This is a genomic window from Anaerosolibacter carboniphilus (assembly GCF_014205875.1).
GTDB classification, from domain to species: domain Bacteria; phylum Bacillota; class Clostridia; order Peptostreptococcales; family Thermotaleaceae; genus Anaerosolibacter; species Anaerosolibacter carboniphilus.
On sequence record NZ_JACHEN010000015.1, the window covers coordinates 92,427 to 114,593 of the forward strand.

22 protein-coding genes and 1 other annotated feature are annotated in these 22,167 nt (G+C 35.7%); of the genes, 18 read left to right on the forward strand and 4 right to left on the reverse strand.

Features of this window, described 5'->3' with window-relative positions:
• The first annotated feature begins 173 nt into the window (after positions 1–173).
• The 14 genes from prdR (at position 174) to thiS (HNQ80_RS12965) (ending at position 13,880) form a co-directional block, all read left to right on the forward strand.
• Complete coding sequence (prdR, locus tag HNQ80_RS12900; protein WP_184311074.1) at positions 174–1,922, forward strand: sigma-54 dependent transcriptional regulator PrdR; 1,749 nt, start codon at positions 174–176, stop codon at positions 1,920–1,922.
• Positions 1,923–2,304: 382 nt separating this feature from the next.
• On the forward strand, positions 2,305–3,792 hold the full coding sequence (locus tag HNQ80_RS12905; RefSeq protein ID WP_184311075.1) for a sodium-dependent transporter: 1,488 nt from the start codon (positions 2,305–2,307) through the stop codon (positions 3,790–3,792).
• 172 nt (positions 3,793–3,964) lie between these two features.
• Entirely contained in the window at positions 3,965–4,273 is a 309-nt protein-coding gene (locus HNQ80_RS12910) for a (2Fe-2S)-binding protein (protein ID WP_184311076.1), read from the forward strand.
• Entirely contained in the window at positions 4,270–5,376 is a 1,107-nt protein-coding gene (locus tag HNQ80_RS12915; RefSeq protein WP_184311077.1) for an NAD(P)/FAD-dependent oxidoreductase, read from the forward strand. The genes HNQ80_RS12910 and HNQ80_RS12915 overlap by 4 nt, the downstream gene beginning before the upstream one ends.
• A 25-nt stretch (positions 5,377–5,401) precedes the next feature.
• On the forward strand, positions 5,402–5,890 hold the full coding sequence (locus HNQ80_RS12920) for a 4Fe-4S binding protein (protein ID WP_184311078.1): 489 nt from the start codon (positions 5,402–5,404) through the stop codon (positions 5,888–5,890).
• Between the two features lies 1 nt (position 5,891).
• Positions 5,892–6,179: a (2Fe-2S)-binding protein gene (locus HNQ80_RS12925; RefSeq protein WP_184311079.1), complete on the forward strand. Its 288-nt coding sequence runs from the start codon at positions 5,892–5,894 to the stop codon at positions 6,177–6,179.
• Complete coding sequence (locus HNQ80_RS12930) at positions 6,172–7,320, forward strand: NAD(P)/FAD-dependent oxidoreductase (RefSeq protein WP_184311080.1); 1,149 nt, start codon at positions 6,172–6,174, stop codon at positions 7,318–7,320. The genes HNQ80_RS12925 and HNQ80_RS12930 overlap by 8 nt, the downstream gene beginning before the upstream one ends.
• 110 nt (positions 7,321–7,430) lie before the next feature.
• Positions 7,431–7,868 carry a 4Fe-4S dicluster domain-containing protein gene (locus HNQ80_RS12935; RefSeq protein ID WP_184311081.1) on the forward strand — a complete coding sequence of 146 codons (438 nt, stop codon included), beginning with the start codon at positions 7,431–7,433 and terminating at the stop codon, positions 7,866–7,868.
• 29 nt (positions 7,869–7,897) lie between these two features.
• Positions 7,898–10,054, forward strand: coding sequence for an aldehyde ferredoxin oxidoreductase family protein (locus HNQ80_RS12940; RefSeq protein WP_184311082.1), 2,157 nt, complete (start codon positions 7,898–7,900; stop codon positions 10,052–10,054).
• Between the two features lie 30 nt (positions 10,055–10,084).
• Complete coding sequence (thiS, locus tag HNQ80_RS12945) at positions 10,085–10,282, forward strand: sulfur carrier protein ThiS (RefSeq protein ID WP_184311083.1); 198 nt, start codon at positions 10,085–10,087, stop codon at positions 10,280–10,282.
• Between the two features lie 166 nt (positions 10,283–10,448).
• Positions 10,449–10,649 (forward strand) — a binding site (T-box leader).
• 108 nt (positions 10,650–10,757) lie between these two features.
• Entirely contained in the window at positions 10,758–11,999 is a 1,242-nt protein-coding gene (locus HNQ80_RS12950; protein ID WP_184311084.1) for a glutamate-5-semialdehyde dehydrogenase, read from the forward strand.
• A 24-nt stretch (positions 12,000–12,023) separates the two neighbouring features.
• Positions 12,024–12,800 (forward strand): glutamate 5-kinase, encoded by a 777-nt coding sequence (gene proB / locus HNQ80_RS12955; protein ID WP_330602864.1) that lies wholly within the window; start codon positions 12,024–12,026, stop codon positions 12,798–12,800.
• A gap of 58 nt (positions 12,801–12,858) precedes the next feature.
• Positions 12,859–13,674 (forward strand): pyrroline-5-carboxylate reductase, encoded by an 816-nt coding sequence (gene proC / locus HNQ80_RS12960; protein ID WP_184311086.1) that lies wholly within the window; start codon positions 12,859–12,861, stop codon positions 13,672–13,674.
• A gap of 17 nt (positions 13,675–13,691) precedes the next feature.
• On the forward strand, positions 13,692–13,880 hold the full coding sequence (gene thiS, locus HNQ80_RS12965) for a sulfur carrier protein ThiS (protein WP_184311087.1): 189 nt from the start codon (positions 13,692–13,694) through the stop codon (positions 13,878–13,880).
• A 66-nt stretch (positions 13,881–13,946) separates the two neighbouring features.
• Here the strand turns inward: thiS (HNQ80_RS12965) and uvsE are convergent, their stop codons facing one another.
• Both uvsE and HNQ80_RS12975 read right to left on the reverse strand, forming a co-directional pair.
• On the reverse strand, positions 13,947–14,912 hold the full coding sequence (uvsE, locus tag HNQ80_RS12970; protein WP_184311088.1) for a UV DNA damage repair endonuclease UvsE: 966 nt from the start codon (positions 14,910–14,912) through the stop codon (positions 13,947–13,949).
• Positions 14,913–15,377: 465 nt separating this feature from the next.
• A complete protein-coding gene (locus tag HNQ80_RS12975; RefSeq protein ID WP_184311089.1) occupies positions 15,378–15,944 on the reverse strand; it encodes a hypothetical protein in 567 nt (188 codons plus the stop codon).
• A 375-nt stretch (positions 15,945–16,319) separates the two neighbouring features.
• Here HNQ80_RS12975 and HNQ80_RS12980 point away from each other — a divergent pair, with 375 nt between their 5' ends.
• A complete protein-coding gene (locus HNQ80_RS12980) occupies positions 16,320–17,897 on the forward strand; it encodes a hypothetical protein (protein WP_243183227.1) in 1,578 nt (525 codons plus the stop codon).
• A gap of 162 nt (positions 17,898–18,059) precedes the next feature.
• On the forward strand, positions 18,060–18,149 hold the full coding sequence (locus tag HNQ80_RS26775; protein ID WP_456298211.1) for an ATP-binding protein: 90 nt from the start codon (positions 18,060–18,062) through the stop codon (positions 18,147–18,149).
• Between the two features lie 14 nt (positions 18,150–18,163).
• Here HNQ80_RS26775 and HNQ80_RS26780 read toward each other — a convergent pair whose 3' ends face one another.
• Positions 18,164–18,463 (reverse strand): hypothetical protein, encoded by a 300-nt coding sequence (locus HNQ80_RS26780; protein WP_330602865.1) that lies wholly within the window; start codon positions 18,461–18,463, stop codon positions 18,164–18,166.
• Between the two features lie 226 nt (positions 18,464–18,689).
• On the opposite strand from HNQ80_RS26780, the gene HNQ80_RS12995 reads away from it, so the two are divergent.
• A complete protein-coding gene (locus HNQ80_RS12995; RefSeq protein ID WP_184311090.1) occupies positions 18,690–20,204 on the forward strand; it encodes a DUF5050 domain-containing protein in 1,515 nt (504 codons plus the stop codon).
• 124 nt (positions 20,205–20,328) lie between these two features.
• On the opposite strand, the gene HNQ80_RS13000 is transcribed toward HNQ80_RS12995, so the two are convergent.
• Positions 20,329–21,078, reverse strand: coding sequence for a YfjL-like protein (locus tag HNQ80_RS13000; RefSeq protein WP_184311091.1), 750 nt, complete (start codon positions 21,076–21,078; stop codon positions 20,329–20,331).
• A gap of 576 nt (positions 21,079–21,654) precedes the next feature.
• Here HNQ80_RS13000 and HNQ80_RS13005 point away from each other — a divergent pair.
• On the forward strand, positions 21,655–21,939 hold the full coding sequence (locus HNQ80_RS13005; protein WP_184311092.1) for a hypothetical protein: 285 nt from the start codon (positions 21,655–21,657) through the stop codon (positions 21,937–21,939).
• Positions 21,940–22,167: the final 228 nt, after the last annotated feature.

A 22,167-nucleotide genomic window follows, 5' to 3' on the forward strand; every position in this document is an offset into this window, starting at 1 on the left:
ATAGAAAATGCAAGATTGAGTTCTTGCATTTTTCTTTTGTCCATATTTGCAGGAAAACAGATACTATATGTAGTATTAAAAGATTATGAAAGTTCAATTAATTTTTCAGCAGAAAGAATATATTCTTTTGGATATATAAAATATCTATATACTATTGAAAAGGGGGGAGAATTTTGCTTGAAAATAAAATGCAATATTATAGGGTCAATGAAATATTTTCCAAAGACTATATTAGTGTAGAACCCCATATGAAGCTTTCGGAAGTCATTTATTTTGTTCTAAGAGAAAATATGCAAGAAGCATTGATTATGGACGGAGACAAAAAACTTTTGGGAATGATTACTTTGGCAGATATTTCAGTCTTCTTAAAAGGGCGTTATGATCTTTCCCTGCCTGTTTCTCAATACATGAAGACTGATGTTCTTACAACCCAAGGAGATGAGCTTATCAGTAAAGCGCGAAAGATATTAATTGAAAAAAAAATAGGGCGTTTGCCTGTATGTGATGGTGGTCAGGTAATTGGTATTTTAAGAAGTGATAATATTCGTGACAGCTACTATATGAAGCTAGAGATGATCAATAAACAGTATAGGCATATTATTAATAATATGCATGAAGGTGTCACTGTTACAGATGCCACTGGTTACGTTATTTTTTGGAATAAAAGTGCGGAAAAGATTTATGGAATAAAAGCTACAGATATTCTTTATCAAAAACTTATAGATTTTTTTCCCAATGCTCTTACCCAATCGGTTATTGAAAGTCGTATACCCATAGAGAATGTATATCATTCTCCAAAGCCAAATTATTATGTAATTATCAGTGCGTTACCTATATTTATTGAGGATGAATTTATGGGTGTAGTGGCAACGGAAAGGGATGTAACGGAATATAGAAACCTATCTGTCAGTTTAGAAAAAGCAAATTCTCAAATTAACCTTCTGAAAGAAGAAGTAGAAAAAATTACGCAGGGTGGTTTTTCTTTAGGAAATATTATAGGTAAAAGTCCAGTTATCCAGGGTAAAATTCAACTAGCAAAGCACGTATCTCAGACAGATACCAGTGTTTTGATCACAGGGGAAAGTGGAACAGGAAAAGAGGTTTTTGCAAGAGCCATCCACCATCATAGTAAAAGACAAGGGCATTTTGTTCCAGTAAACTGCAGTGCAATTCCTCAAAGTCTTTTTGAGAGTGAGTTTTTTGGATATGTAGGAGGTGCTTTTACAGGCGCACTAAAGAGAGGGAAATTAGGATATTTTGAATTGGCAAACAATGGAACGATTTTTCTTGATGAAATAGGAGATTTGCCTATAGAGCTTCAAGCGAAATTGCTTCGGGTTCTTCAAGAGGGAAATGTCTTACGTATCGGATCAGAAAAATCGATATCCATCGATGTTCGTATTATCTCAGCTACCAATAGAAATCTTAAAGATATGGTAAAGAAAGGTTATTTTAGAGAAGATTTATACTATCGGTTAAACGTGGTGGAAATGGAATTGCCACCTCTAAGAGACCGAAAAGAGGATATCGTTTTGCTATTTGATTACTTTTTACAGGAAATATGTCGCAAAAACAATATAAAAATTCATCATATAGAGAAAGAAGTCTTTGATATTTTATATAAATATGAATGGAAGGGTAATATACGCGAGTTAAGAAATACCGTGGAATGTATGGTAGTACTGAGTTATGATCATCGCATTACAATGTCATCTATACCCCAGTATATCATTGAAGGAACCCTAGACAAGATAGATAAAAGGACCAAACCTTCAAGTCTTGAGGACATGGTGAAATCATCTGAGATCGATATGATTCGGAATGCATTAGCTGAAGCAAAGGGAAATAAAGCAAAGGCAGCGAAATTATTAAATATTCCAAGAAGTACCTTATATTATAAGTTAAGTCAATATGGAATGTAATGTCAGAAAACCGACACGCGTCAAAAAATTGACGGATCGTTGAAGTCTTTAATTATTAATGGTAAACGGGTATGCAATTAAAAACTACATTACAATATATGTCAATTAATTGACACCGCTAAAAGGTGCCAGGCCTATAAATGAATGATGACAGGCCTGGCATCTTTTATTTATATAGAATTTGCTTGTTGGCTTTAGTCATGAAATTATTTGAAAATTTTGGCATGTTAATTGCTTAATAAGTAGTAGGAATATAGTATTTTATCTTTCTTTGGATTCCGCGGCGCTTCATAGCTCCATCTAGAAGAATAAAGGTATTGAATATTATTCAGAAATGAAAGGAGGATAGAATTTTACAAATATTGATTAAAGGAGGGTTTGTATGAGTCAGCAAAAAGAACAATGGGCTAGTAGATGGGGATTCATTGCAGCATCGATAGGTATGGCAATAGGTACAGGAAATGTATGGAGATTTCCAAGGGTAGCGGCTGCAAACGGAGGAGGGCCTTTCATTATTGCATGGACGATTGCCTTGTTTGTTTGGTCTATACCGCTACTTATGGGTGAAATGGTCATGGGTAGAAGAACAGGACTTGGAACGATTGGTGCTTTCCGTGACTATGTAGGAAAGAAGTATACCTGGATGGGTACTTGGATTGCAGCAGTATGTTTATTGATTATGTTTTACTATTCCGTAATCATGGGCTGGTGTGTTAAATATTTTACCCTGGCAGTAACAGGCGCATTTAGTAAACCAGTGGGTACAGAAGTAACGGAAGCGATTTGGAAAACATTTACTACTACACCTTCACAGACGATTCTTTTTCATTTCATTTCTATGGCTGTAGCAGGTTTCATTATTTACAAAGGTGTAACAAACGGAATTGAAAAGGCATCAAAAATCATGATTCCCACATTGTTTGCTCTAATAATTTTTGCTGCTTTAAGATCCATAACACTCCCAGGTGCATCAAAAGGACTGGAATTTTTATTTAGTCCGAAGCTTCATATGCTTGCTACTCCCAAGATTTGGCTAGAGGCCTTTACCCAGGCAGCGTGGTCAACAGGGGCAGGATGGGGTTTTATTATTACATATGCAGTATATACAAAGAAAAAAGAGGATGTTGCAGGAAATTGTATGATTATGGGCTTTAGCGATAATGTAGGTGCTTTAATTTGCGGGATGGCGGTGCTACCAGCGATCTTTGCCCTCTCTCCAGCACCAGAAGCTGCAATTTCTGCAGGGAATACTGGGATTACTTTCATTTATTTGGCGCAATTATTTACAACCATGCCATTTGGTTCTGTCTTATCGGCACTCTTTTTCTTGGCGATGTCCATCGCTGCCTTAACTTCGCTACTACCCATGATTGAGGTGGGTGTTAGGAACTTTATGGATGCAGGCTTAGATAGACAAAAAGCAACTTTAATTGTTGTAATTGGAGGATTTTTAGCAGGTATTCCATCTGCCTATAGCTTAAATATCAATGATAATCAAGATTGGGTATGGGGCGTAGGATTACTTTTTAGTGGACTTTTTGTTGCTATTGCTCTTATGAAACGCGGACTTGAGAAGATCAGAAATAACGACATCAATACACCTTGGTCAGATTTCAAAGTTAATAAATGGTGGACAGTCAGTGTGGCATTGTTCCCTGCATTCGTGACAATCATTATAGGCTGGTGGTTATGGCAAGCGATTACTTGGTATCCAGATAATTGGTGGGATCCAACAGAAACCTTTAGTGTAGGTACGATCGCTCTTCAATTTGGTATCTTGCTTGCATTTGCAGGATTATCAAACAATTGGCTAGCAAATAGGATAGGGAGAGGCAGAGACATAATGGAATCAACAGAGGAGGCGAAGTAATATGTCATCAACTTCCATTATTATGATGGTTATAACTTTGGGATTCTATTTTTGTGGATTTTTGTATTTATTAAATAGAGCTTTTAAATCACAGAACAATAAGTAGGAATAATGATTGGATTCTTCCCCGAACAGGGGAAGAATCCAAATAAATCATGATGGAGGTGTCACCATGAGAATACAGGAGCATCCAATCGTAAGCTTTGAAAGAGGAAGAACTGTACAATTCACGTACAATGGACAAATACTAGAAGGATATGAAGGAGAGACCATTGCCGCTGCATTGCATGCAGCAGGAATAAAAGTATTAAGTCATAGTCATGAAAAGCAAAGACCTAGAGGTTTCTACTGCGCCATAGGAAATTGTTCCTCTTGTTTAATGGTTGTAAACGGGGAACCAAATGTAAGAATTTGTGTTGAAATGCTCCAAGAAGGAATGCATATAGATACACAAACAGGGAAAGGAGATATTCTGCGATGAAATATACAGATGTCCTCATTATCGGAGGTGGCCCCGCAGGTCTCTGTGCAGCCATTAGTGCTGCGGAAGCAGGATGTAAAGTTCTTCTAGTTGATAGAAATAAATCTTTAGGTGGTCAGTTGGTAAAGCAAACTCATATGTTTTTTGGTTCAGAAAAACAGTATGCATCGGTGCGAGGAATTGATATTTGTAGAATACTTCTTGATCAGATTCGTTCCAAGGAGAGCATTGAAATATTAAATGATACAACAATATTAGGAATATATGAGGATGGAGTAATTACTGCAGAAACATCGGGAAAATATATTAAAATTATAGCCAAATCTACAATCGTGGCAACAGGAGCCAGTGAGAAAACATTGGCATTCCCAAACAACGATCTGCCAGGAATCTACGGTGCAGGTGCTGTTCAAACTTTAATGAATGAATATGGCATTAAACCAGGAAATTGCGTTTTGATGGTTGGCGCAGGAAATATTGGGTTGATCGTTAGTTATCAATTATTGCAGGCAGGTGTTAAAGTGGCAGCAATAATTGATGCTGCACCTAAAATTGGAGGTTATTTGGTCCATGCGTCAAAGGTTCGCAGAGCTGGAGTTCCAATCTATACGAGCTATACTGTAAAGAAAGCTCATGGAAAAAATGAGCTTCAGGGGGCGACGATATGCAAGTTAGATGAAAATTGGAATCCGATAGAAGAAAGCGAGATGGATCTTGACATAGATGTAATGTGTATAGCTGTAGGATTATCACCTCTAGGGGAACTATTATGGCAAGCTGGATGTGAAATGAAATATGTGAACGAGTTAGGTGGTTATGTACCATTGCGGAATGAAAATATGGAGACCTCCGTTCCACGAATTTTTGTCGCTGGGGATGTAGGAGGCGTGGAAGAGGCAAGTAGTGCAATGGTAGAGGGATATTTAGCTGGCATGAATGCAGCACAAAGTATAGGTCATACTGTATACAATATGGAGGAGAAGAAGAAGGACTTGCATGATCAATTACATGCCTTAAGATCAGGTCCAGTAGGAATTAAAATTAGAGAAGGAATCGCACAGCTACAAACAATCTTAGAAGCTGCAGCAAGCAGCGATATATAAGCAAATATTGTTGGGAGGTGTAAAAATGTTATCAAGTACGGGAGTTCCCTTAAAAGAAGATTTAGAAAAGGTTTTTCCAAATAGTGTTCGATTGAGTCAGGGGGCCGTAGCTGTGATTGAATGCTTTCAAAACATACCATGCAATCCCTGCTATACAGCCTGTAATAGAAATGCTATAAAAGAATTTCAAGATATAAATGATTTGCCTATCATGGATCATGAGTTGTGCAATGGATGCGGGTTATGTATTAGCAAATGCCCAGGTTTAGCGATTATGGTTGTGGATATGACCTATTCAGACCATGAGGCGTTGCTAAAGATTCCTTATGAGTTTCTTCCTCTGCCATCGGAAGGTGATATCGTAAAGGGCTTGGATAGATCTGGTGAATATGTGTGTGATGTAAGGGTTATAAAGGCACTCCATACAAAGGCATTAGATAGAACGCCCATCATTTCAATTGCTATTCCTAAGGCGTATGTTCATACCATAAGAAATATAGGAATGGGGGATTAATATGGATGACAATACAATCGTTTGTCGCTGCTCGGATTTAACAGTAAAAGAAGTAAGGGCTTTAATCGCACAGGGCTTTACTACTTTCGATGAGTTGAAAAGAATTAGTAGAATAGGAATGGGTCCTTGCCAAGGAAGAACATGTACACAGCTCGTTCTTAGGGAATTGTTGATTGCAACAGGCAAACCTATAGCTGCGTTAAAGCCTGGAACCTACAGACCCCCAGTGAAAGGAATAAAGCTTGGAGCAATATGTGAATGCGCTGCAGGAGGTGGGGTACATGATTAAAACAGCAGATGTAGTAATCATCGGTGGGGGAATCTCAGGATGTGCCATTGCTTATAATTTGTTAAAAAAAGGTGTTAGAGATATTGTGGTTATAGAAAAAGCGTATTTAGCCAGTGGTGCGACAGGAAGATGCGGTGCAGGAATTCGACAGCAATGGGGAACAGAAATGAATTGTAGGATTTCTAAACTATCCTCTGATTTCTTTGAGCATGCAAATGAAGAGTTAGCTTATGAAGGGGACATAGAATTCAAGCAAGGCGGGTATTTGATTGTTTCCAGTACAGAGAAGGAACATGAACAATTTAAAAAGAACGTTGCGTTGCAAAATAGCTTAGGGATCCAATCAAAACTGTTAGACCTTGATGAAGCAAAGGAAATTGTACCATTCTTAAATACAGAAGGATTGATAAGTGCGACCTTTCATCAAAAAGACGGTCATCTCAACCCTTTTCATACTACTCAGGCCTTTGCGAATGCAGCCAAAAGACTAGGTGCTCATATTTATACCTACACGGAAGTAATAGATATCATCGTCGAAGAGGGAAAAATAAGAGGAGTCAAAACAAACAAGGGAGATATTTCTACCAATGTGGTTGTAAATGCGGCAGGAGGGTATTCTCAGCTTATTGGTAATATGGTGGGATTAGATTTACCAGTTTATTCAGAAAGACATCAGATACTGGTTACAGAACCTGTTGAACCTGTCTTAGGACCTATGGTTATGTCTTTTTCTTTAAACCTCTATTGTCAGCAAGTTCCCCATGGAAGTATCATTATGGGACGCGGTGACGAGGGTGAACCACGGGATCTACGAATTACTTCTGGATGGCATTTCTTGGAGGAAATGACAAAAACGATTACCAAGGTACTTCCACCACTGAAAGATGTACGCTTACTAAGACAATGGGCTGGTCTATATAATATGACACCGGATAGACAACCGATTTATGGACCTGTGGATGAGGTGGAGGGATTCTATTTAGCCATAGGATATAGCGGTCATGGATTCATGTTTGGTCCGGCTACTGGCTTGTTGATGGCTGAATCTATTTTAGGAGAAGAGACTACATTGCCAATAGATATGCTTCATCTAAACCGATTCAAAAAAGGTGAGCTAATCTTTGAACCATCTGTTGTTTAGAATGAATAGTGTCGTTTTTAATTCTTCACAAAATAAAAGATTTTGAATAAAATACTACAATATTTTGAATAAAATACTACAATATTAAGCAAATGTGGAGGTGAAAAATATTGAAGAGACTAGGCAAAAAAGAAGAATTATGTATTGGATGTAATAAGTGTGAGGAAATCTGTTCAAGTGTATATTTCAAGGAGTCACTGAAGGAGAAGTCTAGTATTTACATCAATATGAAATCACAGGGAGGATATGGCATCAATATATGTAATCAATGTGGGGAATGTATTGAAATATGCCAAGTGGAGGCTCTCTATAGAGATAAAAATCGAGTAGTTAGAATCAAAAAACAAGATTGTGTAGGATGCTTCATGTGCGTAGGATTCTGTCCAGAGGAAGCAATGAGACAACATGATGATTTCATTGAACCTTTTAAATGTGTAGCCTGTGGCTTATGTGCGAAAAATTGCCCGACGGGAGCAATCTTTATTGAGAATGTAGACGAATTAGAAATAGAAGCTATGGGGGAAACCGCAACTGCCGGAGAACAATAATCACATATTGTAAAGGGGGACGAAAGCACATGGATGTAAAAGAATTACGAAAAGAGCATAAACCACTGACTGAATTTCGATATGAGCTAGGTCAAGCTGAAAAAGGCTATACCAATAGATCATTATATATTAATTTATCTGATAATAGAATTGAGTCAAAGCCTGTGACAGATATGATGAAAGAAAAATTTACTGGGGGAAAGGGTTTTGGTTTATGGTATCTTTGGAATGCTGTAAAGCCAGAGACAAAATGGAACGATCCAGAAAATGAAATTGTTATCTCTAGTGGACCATTGGGGGGAATTACTCAATATCCTGGATCAGGAAAATCACTGGTTGTAACAATATCTCCATTAACTGGTCTTGTCATTGACAGTAATGTGGGAGGATACTTTGGACCATTGCTTAAGTTTTCAGGCTGGGATGCTTTGGAGGTTCAAGGAAAAGCTGATAAAGATGTTATTATCTTTATAGATGGAAATGAGGGAACGATTCGAATTGAAGAAACTCCCATTCCTGAAAAGGATGGACACATTCTAGGGGAAATGTTAACAGAAATGTATGCAGATTCTGAAGAAGATAAAAGAAATATCTCTGTTGTAACCGCTGGATCTGCCGGGGAACATACGTTAATTGGCTTATTGAACTTTACTTTCTATGATGTACGGAGAAAGGTCGTGCGATTAAAGCAAGCGGGAAGAGGAGGTATTGGCACTGTATTTAAGGATAAGCGTATTAAGGCTATTGTAGTCAGATTTAGAGGTGTGAAAGGAGATTTGAATCATCCTAGTGATATTTCGAGTATTAATAAAGCAGGAATTAGGTTGCACAAGGAAATCTGTAAATTTGACGCAGTGCAGAATAGAATGAGGCAAATTGGTACTGCAAATATTATAGAGGTTATGGATGAATATGATTTACTTCCAGTACACAACTATAAATTTGGAAGTCACTCCGATACATATAAGATTGCATCCAATGTTTTTATTGATAAATATATTACTCAGGGAAAACCTGATGGGTGCTGGTATGGTTGTTCATTATCTTGTGCCAAGGCAGCCGACAATTTTGAAATAAAAACGGGTCCATACAAAGGACATCTTGTAACAGTAGATGGGCCAGAGTATGAAAATGCAGCAGGCCTAGGTGCCAATTGCGGCATTTTCGATCCACAATATATATTGGAGAGTAATTTTTATTGTGATACCTATGGGATTGATACAATTTCCTTTGGTACAATTACAGCCTTTGCCATGGAGTGTTATGAAAATGGTATTATCAATAAAGAGATCACCGGCGGCCTAGAGTTGAACTTTGGGAATGCTGAAGCGGCAATAGAACTCCTACATCAGATGTCAAGAGGAGAAGGGTTTGGCTTGGTTGCTGGCCAAGGAGTTAGAAAGATGAAAAAACTCTTTGTAGAAAAATATGGTGCAGATCCTAAATTCCTTCAAGATATTGGCATGGAGCAAAAGGGCTTGGAGTATTCTGAATACCTTCCTAAGGAATCATTGGCGCAACAGGGCGGCTATGGTTTAACCAATAAGGGACCACAGCATGATGAAGCATGGCTTATCTTTATGGATATGGTAAACAATCAGATTCCAACATTTGAGGATAAAGCGGAAGCATTACATTATTTCCCTATGTTTAGAACATGGTTTGGACTCAATGGACTATGCAAGCTACCATGGAATGATATCATTCCAGAGAGTAATTCATCTGCATCAGAACCAGCAAAAATTCCTGAGCATGTGCAGAATTATGTGGATCTGTTCAACGGTGTAACAGGAAAGTCTATTGATAAGGAAGAGTTGATTCTTCAATCAGAGAGAGTATATAATTTCCAAAGAGTATTTAATATTAGAATGGGTTATGGCAAGCGTGAGAATGACAAAATCCCTTACCGTTCAGCTGGTCCTGTAACGGTGGAAGAATATGAATCCAGACAAGAGCGATATGATCAACAGTTAAGAGAACTGTTAGGCTATAATCCTGAGGGAAAAAAGACAGAAGAAAAATTGGATGTGTTAAGAAAGTATAGGGAGGATCAATATGAAAAATTAGTTGATGCCGTTTATGCGAGAAGAGGATGGAATAATAATGGAATTCCAAAGCTAGATACACTACAAAAGTTGGGGATAGATTTCCCAGAGATAGTAGGTGTCGTAAAACCATATTTATAAAATACTGTCTATAGGGAGGAGGTATATCTGATGATAAAGGTGAATGGCAGAGATTTTGAATGGGAAGATGGATTAACCGTAGAAAAACTGTTGGAAAAGAAACGATATACCTATCCAAAAATCATCGTAAGAATAAATGAAAAACTTATTCTAAAGGAGCAGTATAGGTCAACGTCTATCTATGATGGGGATGATGTAAAAGTTATACATTTGTTGGCTGGAGGATAAAGAATTATTCCCGTCTATATCGAAAGGGTAGGGCTAAATTAGCTCTATCCTTTTAATATTGTTTATTTCAGCAACGGATAAAAAGAAATTTAATAAGATAGATTCCTCAAAAAACATATTGACATAAAGAAAAAGCTTATGTATAATCAGGGATAAATATAAATACAAAAATACAGTGATGGAGAATAGTAAAAAAGTGATGTTTCACAGAGAGCATGGAAACGATGAGAACCTTGCAGACTAACTTTTAGAACCCACTCCGGAGTATAATGATGAACAAATCATTACGTTTAAATCACGTTACGATTGCTTAAGGGAGCCGTTTGGCTAACTAGGGTGGTACCGCGGGTTATATCTCGTCCCTTTTGGGACGGGATTTTTTTATTTTTTTTTACATTAGCGAAAGAAGAAAGTAGACATAATAATATTATGTTAATTTCAATCAAAGAATATTAGTATAGAGGAGTGAATGAAGATGACATATTTAGTGGATAAATGTAAAAGATTACATGAAGCGGCACAAGAATTAGCAATCATAAATACAAAGGCGAAAAATGAGGCGTTGAAGAAAGTCGCTGATAGCTTAACAGAACATAAAAATTTTATATTGGAAGAAAATGCAAAAGATATTGTGAATGCAAAAGAAGAAAATATGAAAGAGAGCTTAATTGATCGATTAAAATTGGATTCAAAACGAATCGATGATATGGTAGACGGAATCCATACAATCATCGAGTTAAAGGACCCCATATGGAGAAGTAATGACGTGTGGACACTGGAGAATGGGTTGACGATTAGTAAAATGACAGTACCATTGGGTGTGATAGGAATTATTTATGAATCACGACCGAATGTTACGATTGATGCTTTTTCATTGGCACTAAAAAGTGGGAACAGTATACTATTACGAGGTAGCGCATCCTCGATTCATTCAAATAGAGCTTTGGTATATGCTGTAAAAGAAGGGTTGAAAAAAAGCTTGATATCCGAAAGCGTCATTGAATTCATTGATAATCCAGATCGTGCTATCGTAAAAGAGATGTTAACCTTAAATGAATATATCGACTTAATTATTCCTCGGGGTGGAAAGGACTTAATTGAATTCGTTGTTAAAAATGCCACTGTGCCTACCATCGAAACAGGGGTTGGTAATTGCCATATATTTGTTGATGAAACAGCTCAATTTTCAATGGCGCTAGATATTGTTGAAAATGCAAAAGTTCAACGGCCGGGTGTGTGCAACGCTTGTGAAACTGTGCTGGTTCACAAAAACATAGCAAAGGAGTTCTTACCAAAGTTGTATGATCGCCTAAGGAATCGGGTAGAAATTCGTGGATGTGATGAAACACAAAGCATTATACCAGCAAGCAATGCAACGGAGCAAGATTGGCAGGAGGAGTTTCTTGATTATATACTTGCAGTGAAAATTGTTGAGGATGTTCAGGAAGCAATTGCCCACATTCGAAAATATGGTACGAAACATTCCGAGTCTATCTTAACAGAGAATATGACAAATGCAAATCTGTTTAGTCGACAAGTAGATGCAGCAGCAGTATATGTAAATGCTTCAACCAGGTTTACAGATGGTGGCCAGTTTGGCTATGGAGGAGAAATGGGAATTAGCACACAAAAAATCCATGCAAGAGGTCCTATTGGACTAAGCGAGCTTGTAAGTTCAAAATATACGATTATAGGAAATGGACAAATTCGAGAATAGAGGGGTCATATGATTAGTGAAATTATGTCTAAAAGTAAGAAAATAGTTATTAAGATTGGAAGTAATACATTAGCAAACGAAAATGGAACAATAAATAAAGATTTCCTAAAGAAACTGTGTGCTCAAGTATGTCATCTGATTCGTGAAGGAAAGCAAATTGTGATTGTGTCATCTGGTGCTAGGATTGCAGGTGTTGCTACCATCGATAAATGGATGAGAAAAGAGGATATTCATTATAAACAGGCTCTTTGTGCCATTGGTCAAGTTGAGCTCATGGATGCCTATAGAAAAGCTTTTTGGGAGAATCACATTCATATCGCACAAATGCTTTTAACAAGGGACGATTTCTTTGATAGAAATAGAACACTGAATATTAGAAATACGTTATTTACCTTAGTTGATGAAGGCGTAATCCCTATTATTAATGAAAATGATACGGTCAGTGTAGAAGAGATCAAAATTGGTGACAATGATACATTGGCTGCATTGACTGCAAATCTTTGGAATGCAGATGTACTGATCCTGTTTAGCGACGTAGATGGTATCTATGATAAAAATCCTAAAATTTACCAGGGCGCTTCACTAATTGAGGAAGTAGCTGATATAGATGAATTACTGGAAAACATCACGATTGGAGAATCAAACTCTTTCGGAACGGGTGGAATCGCAACAAAAATCGAGGCTGCCAGAAAAGTAAATAACTATGGGATACCGATGATTTTAACAAATGGAAGCAAAGAAAATATTTTATTGAAATTATTGGATGGAACAGAGAAAGCGACCCTTTTTGAAGCACCATAGACAAGACAACAAAAAGAATCGATTTCTTTAGAATGAATAATAATATTGAGGTGGTAAAATGAACAGCAAAATTGGGTTTATAGGTGCAGGGAATATGACTTATGCAATCGTTAGCGGGCTAGTAAACAGTTATCCCGATGATAAACAGAATATATATGTAAGCAGTAGAACAGTTGAAAAAGCAGAAATTTTTTGTAAAGAATTTGATGTTTCTCTAGCAGTAAATAACCGTGATTTGGTTAAAAACTGTGAAATTATTGTTTTAGCCGTTAAACCTGTAAAATACGAGGAAGTATTGAATGAGATTAAAGATATAGTTACATCTAAGCATGTTATTGTCTCATTAGCTGCTGGGATCGAAATAAAATATATTGAGCAATTCTTTGATGAACCAACCAAGATTGTTAGAACGATGCCTAATACACCTGTGCTGGTGGGTGCAGGTATGACTGCAGTTACAAAAAATGATCACCTTAGTCAAGAGGATTTAGAAGCGGTTTTAAACTTGTTTGAGAGCATTGGAAGGGTAGATGTTATCGATGAAAGTTTAATGGATAGTATACCTGCCATCAGTGGAAGCAGTCCAGCCTATGTCTATATATTTATTGAAGCCCTGGCCGACGGTGGGGTACTCCAAGGTTTGTCCCGAGAAAAGGCTTACAAATATGCAGCTCAAGCTGTATTAGGGGCAGCTAAAATGGTACTGGAAAAAGAAAAGCATCCCGGAGAGTTGAAAGATATGGTGTGTTCGCCTGCCGGCGCAACCATTGAAGCCGTATATTCCTTAGAAAAAAGCAATTTCCGAGGAGCGGTCATTCGAGCTATGAATGCATGCACTGAGAAGGTAAAGCAAATGGGTAAAATGAAAGATTAAAAGGTAGGGTGGAATAAATGATTCGTGTAAATGGAAAAGAAATGCAATGTATGCCATTACATTCGATTTTAACGCAATTTAAAACATCCCTGCCAGTGATTGCCATAATGCTTAACGGCAACATGATCTTACAGGATGCATATAATGATACAACTATTCAAGACGGAGATGAAATAAAAATAATCTACCCTATTATTGGTGGATAAGAAGCTTATGTAAAGGGCCATGAAAACGCAATGATTTTCATGACCCTTTACTATTAAAAAATATTTTCATATTTCGAAAGAAGCGTCACTAATGAAATGAATGTTTTCAAAGTTCTTTAAATCAGCCATAAGCTGCAAAAGCGCTTTGTCTTTATTTTTGGCTTCGATCATAACATCAAAATCTTGGTTTGTTTTTTTCGCGATCCTGAGAAAGTTGTAAAAGAAATTTATATCTACATAGTCAGCGTGGGCTCGTACATTTTTCTCACATTTAGGACTTGATATATGAATCTTTGGCGGTAAATCCTGCCTATTCCAAGTACTGAAAATATCCTCAAGTAAACCGTCTATGTGCTCTCCATTATTATTACACCAGTGATGATGAATGTCTAATACCATGGGGGCTTCGATTTGTTTACATATATCTAACACTTCGCGGGCGGTATAGACCTTATCATCATTTTCTAAAATGATTCTATCCCGAATATGGAAGGGGAGATTCATAAAGTTTTCAGTAAATCGATCAATTGCCTTAAGCTTACTATCATAGACTCCGCCTATATGTAGCACCAATTTACCCATTTTGGTGGAAAGGCCCATGGCATCCATGATACGTCCATGATACTCCAGGTCTTTGATAGAGGAAGCAAGAATTTCTTTTTTAGGACTATTTAGAATTGTGAAATGGTCTGGGTGTGCGCTGATACGCATACCATTTTTTTTGATAAAATCTCCAATATCAAGAAATTCATCATGAAAATCAGCTATATAATCCCATTGCATCACATCGGGATGGGTTGCTAATGGGATTAGTTTGGAGGTTAATCGATAAATTTTTATATCATGGGCATTAGCATGAATTAGTATTCTTTTCGTGTTATTCAAATTTTTTCTCACCAAGGAATGTAAACGATACAACCTAATTTCAGGATCTGCCGGTAGGTTGGTGTAGCTTTTATAAGTAAGGGTTTTATTAGGTGAAGCATCATGGAGTAATAGAGAGAGTGCAACAAAGCCAAGACGAACCAACATATCCAATATTCCTTTCGTTGTAATATTATTAATATCAAAATGAAGATGACACAGAAAACGACAAGAAACAGCAAAACATCCGATGTATCAAATGAGATGTATTATCAAATAAGAGATAGAAAAATGTCGATCAATTTACGAAGATTTTCGTATAAGGATAAACATAAGAATTTTAGCATATCATTTTTTATCTGTTTAAGCGATGATTCTTTTACGATTTCTAAGATACGCGTCTATAGATATATTACTAGCATAGCATGTGCATATTTAGATAAATTATGAATATAGTATTTAAAATTACTCTAAAGTTCAGATGTAAACAACAAAAAAAGTTCAGGATATTACAGGATATTAAACGAATCATTTAAATAATTTAATGGGTTGTGCTAGTTGATTTTATTTGCTAGTTTTACAAGCCTAGAGTTTGTAAGCTTATTGCAAATTGAATCAAACTAGCACAACATGTTAGCTTAGCTTAATGATTTTTATTGAAGAATTTGTGCCTGTTATGTTGCCCACGGATGTAGTATATGCAGGCAACAGAACAGTATCGGGTCCTGTATTTCTGATCCTAATGGTTGCAGGTGCATTCGTGACTGTAAAAATTGTTTGAAGTGTTAAGATGCTATCTTCTGCTCTATGGGTGGCACCTGGGATTGAAAGATTCTCTAAATATACGGATACTGTCATGTTGTTATTGGTAGGAAAGGTTATGAATGTTAATTCATAGACACCAGGCTGTAGAATAACGATTTGATCTGTATCTGTAGTAGTTGAATGTTGATATACATCTGTAGATATAGGCCCATTTGTATTGAAAAGAATATAGGAACCACTGGCTACTTCTTGACTAGTAGTTTTGTATATATACGCGTATTTGTTTAATCCTGGAGGTCCTGCTGGTCCTTGAGGTCCTTGAGGTCCTGGAGGACCAGCGGGGCCTGGAGGGCATTTCTTGCAGCAGTTCTTGCGACAAGGGTCTTGTCTAGAGCCTTGACTTGAAAGAGACTGAAAATATTTTTCTTTGCTCATATTATGCACCCCGTTTCATTTCTTGATTTATAAGCTATTTCGGCAATAGATTGTACAATTCATGCAAATCGTATTTATGCAAACTGTTTTGGCTTACTTACACTATCATTTTCAGGACCTACTATAATATATTAAGCTTGGCAACAATTGGTTACTGCGCTCATATTAGAATAGAAAGATTATCTGACAGAACTCATTTCAATAGAACACGTAGTAGATTACATGCAATATGGAATTTAAGCTCTGGCTGTGACACCTTACAAGGAAACTGTCTGAATATTTACATTTTAATTCTATATTGATATTATATAATCAGAAATAATGCAAAAAGTGGAATACACTCTAAAGGGAGAGTTCCTATTAGGATTCATAAGCTTGAATAAAAATCAAGATGGAGGAATACTAAAAAAGGGTGAGGGAGATGTAATTATGCCAAGAAAAATATCTTTATTCTTTGGTGCGGGAGCAGAGCTTTCTTATGGATTGCCGTCTGGAGGTAAATTTGCACTAGATATTTTTAGAATGGATTCTAACCCAGATAAGCAAAACTTTAGAGAAATTAGAGACAATTTAAATAAAACTTCTTTTTATGCGACCACTTGGTTGCCTGAGAGCTTTTGGACGAAAAATATACAATCATTCGGAAAGCCACATTATGAAGCTTTAGTTAAGGGTAGCTTGGAGAATAAGGGGTATAAAATATTACAATACTTAGATAACTTCGATGAGAATGTTGGTAGAATAATTGAAAGAATGAGGAGTTCGGCAATAGATATTAATGAAAAATTTGCAGAGGTTACAGGCATTGAAGTAGGACAAGTTATCTATTCACACAATATTAGGTTATCTAATTTGATGGGGGATCACAATGGACTATTTGGTAGTCATTATTTTTCAGCTTTTATAAAGGTTCTGGAAACAGAAGGTATGGAGCATAGTTTTAAAATGAATATGCAAAAAATAGTTAAATCAATACTGGAATTGTTAATAGGTTCTTGTGGAGAAAATCTTATCAGATGCCTAAATGAAGGCATCTTTGAGAGAAATATCGATACTATTGATGTATTTGATGATATAGGTGGAATTTTTTCATTAGATTATAAAAGAGTAGGTATTAGTGGTTTGGAATATATTATTGATTCTGAAGAAGTTACTCTAGATCATACAACTAATTCCAAAACGGTTATTATTGAATTTGGTAAGATGATTTTGGAAGATATATTTTCCCAAGCATTAGATTATCAAGAATTGATAGATAATAACTGGCGATACGTGTATTCACCTAAAACAGATTGGGCCAAGTTCTGTAGGATAATAATCTTTTTAAATACAGCAAAACGATATATTCAAAGCATAGCAGATGAGCACAGAGAGAGATGTCTAAGTGGGCCCGGTTATTATCATGATGTAGCTGCCCTAATAGGAGTGTTTGACATAAAATCGGTTGGGACTACGAACTATAATACATTTATCCAAGATGTGATTGGAACTGAGGTACACTTTCTTAATGGCTGTATTAATGATATGTATGATCCATACTTAAACCAGATTGTAAGTAGTCAGGATAATACACATATTACTGTCCCATTTTTATTTACTCAAAGTGGAATAAAACCGCTTACTTCAATAACTATGTCAAAGAGATATGTAAACTTATACGATGAGTTTTCACAGTCGGACATAATTTGCGTAATTGGCTACGGTTTTAATTCTGATGATGGACATATTAATGGCATTTTCCGCTCCCTTATTGAAGAAGAAGGAAAAGAAATTGTTATACTGCATCATTCAAGACACCTTATACAAAATATTGAATCAGTAAAAAGAGAGTATCAAAAAAAGCTAAGATTAAACTCAATACAGGGTATAAATATTATGGTGGTAGACGATGACCGAAGAATACTAAGTGATCAGTACTGGTTTGAGAAACTAATAGAAACGTATGATTTATAACATTGGAGAGGAGTGGAGGACTGCTCCTTTAAATCTTGCTCAATTATAATATGATATTTGAAAAGAGAACATAGCTATTATAGATGGCAATATTTTAAGACTAGTAAAGGAAAATGATGGATATTACTAGCAATCCATTTATAAATAAGCACTGCCTATTATATAACTGTATCAAGCATAGCCTTGATTGGCGGAGGGAGAATGCCTAAGCCCGGAAAAGTGTTACTTATCCATTATGGGGTTCTTTTTTAGATGAACTTCCTGAATTAAAAAAGGAATATATTGGAAGTGTTGCGGCAACCCATTGAGGATGAAATTGTAACTATATCTAGGGTAAATGGAACATTTACGTATCCCTCTAAATTCATTCTAGCAGCCAGCATAAATCCTTGTGCATGCGGGACAAAACAGAGTCTTTCATCGTGCTTAATACTTTCATTGATCAAGATACAATGATAGTCTCCATCATCATAATAATACCCAAGGGTGGACTCTGGTAAGGGATAAAAGCTTTTAATTATATGACATTTTGTTATAATGTTCTCTAGTTTTTCTGTTGCAATCATAGTAGCATCTTCTAATAGAACATACGTTGTAATTATAACACATTTTTCCAAGTTTCAATATGGACTTATTTAACGTTTATTTAAAGAAAGAACTATCAGCTTATATCCAAAATGTAGGTCCATAGTCTCAAACTAGATAAATATGCCAAGATGTGTAGGAAAATAGAATTAACAATAGAATATAGATTGGTACTTAAATAAATTACAACTAAAGGAGGACAAAAGTTTGAAGAATTTAAAACAAAACTTAGCTTTAATGTTAACACTAGCTCTATTAATATCATTTGTGCCAGTGACTGATGTTAACGCTGCATCTGCGAAGCTACCATTAGGTGTGGAGGAAAAGTTGAAGGATGCGATAGTATTATTTCTTGGAAGCTCAAAAGCTATAGTAAACGGACAAGATGCAAATGTTGATTCTACAAATCCAGAAGTAAAACCGGTTATGATTAACAGTAGAACCTTGGTGCCAGTAAGATTCATTTCTGAAGCCTTAGGTGCGAAAGTAGATTGGGATGGAAGCACTTCTACCATTACAGTTAGCTCTGATGATAAAGTAATCAAACTAAAACTAGGAAATAAGTCTATAAATATTAATGGTAAAAATGAAGCGTTAGAAGTAGCAGCGCAGTCTATTAACAATAGGTCTTTTATTCCATTGAGAGCGCTAACAAATGCTTTAGGAAAGCAATTGTTCTATGATAGAGGATTAATTATTATTAGTAATGTAGATAAGATTTTAGATACTACGAAAGATAAAGCCGTTATTGATGAGATTATTGCATTATTTACTGGGCAAGTTAGTGAAAACAATAATTCTAATAGTTTAAAGAGCAACAATTCAGCAGCTGCTAATAATACAAATAAAATAACGAACGGCAGATTTGCTGTACAGCAAGGGGAATGGATATACTATGTAACCCGTGATAAATTTACATTTAAGCTATATAAAATGAAGGATGATGGATCAGATAAAACCAGCTTAAAGAATGAGCGAACTTCAGGCATCGTAGTCGCAGGAGACTGGATTTACTTTCCACATGGCGCGGATAGCAACTTATATAAGATTAAGACAGATGGTACTGATTTAACAAAGCTAAGTGATGATAAAGCTCAGTATATTAGCGTATATAACGGCTGGATATATTATTGTAATCGGAGCGATGAGTATAAGCTATATAAAATCAAAACTGATGGGACTCAAAGAACTAAGGTAAGTGATGATGATAGCAGCTATATTACAGTTGCAGGTGACTGGGTATATTACTCAACTGGTAGCAGTCATAATTCTAAAATTTATAGAATAAAGACTGATGGAACTAGCAAAGAAATCATCAATGAAAATGGTGTAAGGGAATTCAAGGTTGATGGAGAATGGATATACTATATAGACACCTCTAACAATAGATTTTATGGGGATATTGCCAAAATGAAATTAGATGGCTCACAAAAAACCATAATAACCAAGACTTATGCATTTGACATTAGGGTATCTGGAGATTGGGTGTATTATACACAGTACGATGAAAGCAAGAAATCGGATGATGGAGGTGCTATTTATAAGGTTAAGAAAGATGGGTCAGATAAAACTTTAGTAGTAGATGCGACATGTAGACTTGAGGATATAACAGATAATTGGATTTACTATATGATAATGCAGAGAATTGATGGTGCTAATATATACTCAGTGCTGCATCGTGTGAAGCTTGATGGTTCAAATGCACAAGAAATTGGATTTTAGTCAAACAGCTCCTAGACGTGTCTAGGAGCTGTTTCAATTCTCTAGTAATTTGTTATGATAAGCTCTTCAAATCCAAATCTATAGAATTATTTACACTCTCAAACAGTTGTAAAACAGGCTTCTTCTAATTATTATATTGCCTTTGAATTTCTTCATCTCCGTAGACATTAAGATTTTCTATTAAAAGCATTTCTTGTTTTGAATAGGCCAACTGGTCCTTTCTTAATTCCAAACTATAGCCTAATCCCCCTTTATCTTTACTATTATGTTCACGGTAATCAAATATATATTCATCTATAGTAAACCCCTTTTCTTTAAGGGTTTCCTTTGCAGTGTAGCAAAGCTCAACAAACTCATGTTTAAATATCTGTTCTCCTTCAAAATTTAGGATGACAGAATAGGGCTCATCTACTTGAGAAGAATATTCGGTATCTATTGGGTATTTATCTTTTTCAATATATATAACCACAGTAACTTCAGATAATTGTGGTATCTTTTCACTTAAGACCTCAGTTATGCTAGTTCTTAAACTATTAGCAAATCTTTCACTTAATTCATGATCTTTAGCATATTTGTCAATGTACTGATCAAAAAAAATCTTTCTACCTCCTTTTTTTATTCCTATTTGAAAGCCTATATCCTCATTGCCCTGTGAATAAATATTTGCTACATACAGTTTAGATTTAAATTCAAAATTTACACTATCAATTTCGAGATGTTTTCCAGGATACTGGTTACTAATATAATTATTGATTCTTGACGTTGCAAGATACTTAGTTATGGGATCACCATAAAATTCACTGCGAGTATAATATACTACTATAAATAGAAGAGTGATTATAAAAATAAGAAAAATTCTGGTTTTTATTTTCATTTTCAGTGCCTCCTACATTTAATGGTAAATATGAAGCATAACAATTATACCATTTTTTACTATATATGAAATTGCATAAAATCTATAAATATATCTAATAGTGAAGATAGCTATATGTTTCATCCTAATCCATCATGAGGGAAATGAGAATGAACACTGCGTTTTCCTAGATATGAAGATATAATTTATAAAATCTAGAGGGAAAAATGAGTTAGGCCTTGTGAGTGAGTGTATTTCTTAGACTTTAAAATAATTTTGTGGCAAGTTAAATAGAACTCCTATCTGCATAGAAACCACCGCAGATAGGAGTTTTCCATATAGCTTGAATTTAATGCTTAAGGTACTTTTTTTATTTTGATGACAGAATACGACAATGCTTCAGCCTCATACAAGCTAAAATAGAAATTGAATGAAGAATTCGTGGTACTAGAGGGCTTGGAAGAGTTGTGTGGCATTAACGATCATCATAGGGATATTAAGCTACAGCAGCTTAATGATCACTAAAGTTGTTTAACGATCACCCAGAATGAGATCAATGATGCCTATATAGAGCTGAATCATGAGGGGGAGAAGATAATGAGGATGATATCAAAATCTACATTGCAAACTATAAACAATATAGTAAGTTGGATAATTAGTATTTTATTAACAGGGTTAGGCATTTTTCATTTTTTTGTTCATAAAATTTCATTGGGCGGATCAAATTTTATTATTCTCTGGTCCCTTATAGGGTTGAGTAGATTATCTAATATTATTGATGCAAAATTCTTCAAAAATAACTTTTCGCTTAAAAGCAACTGGTATTCTGTTTTTGGAGTTGTAACGTCAATTATCTTTATAATTGCTGGATTTTTATTATAAGAACTATATACCAAATTCAATTCTAGAGAATAACTAACTCTTTTGCTGAGATTAAGAGTCGATTATAAGACTGCCGAAATTCGTAGACGAATAAAATAGAACTCCTATCTGCATAGCAACCACTGCAGATAGGAGTTTTCTCATATCAATTTCATAAAGTTGGAATTAATATTCAGTGCTTAAGGCACTTTAGCAGAGACGAATATAGACCAAGTAAAATAAAATCTG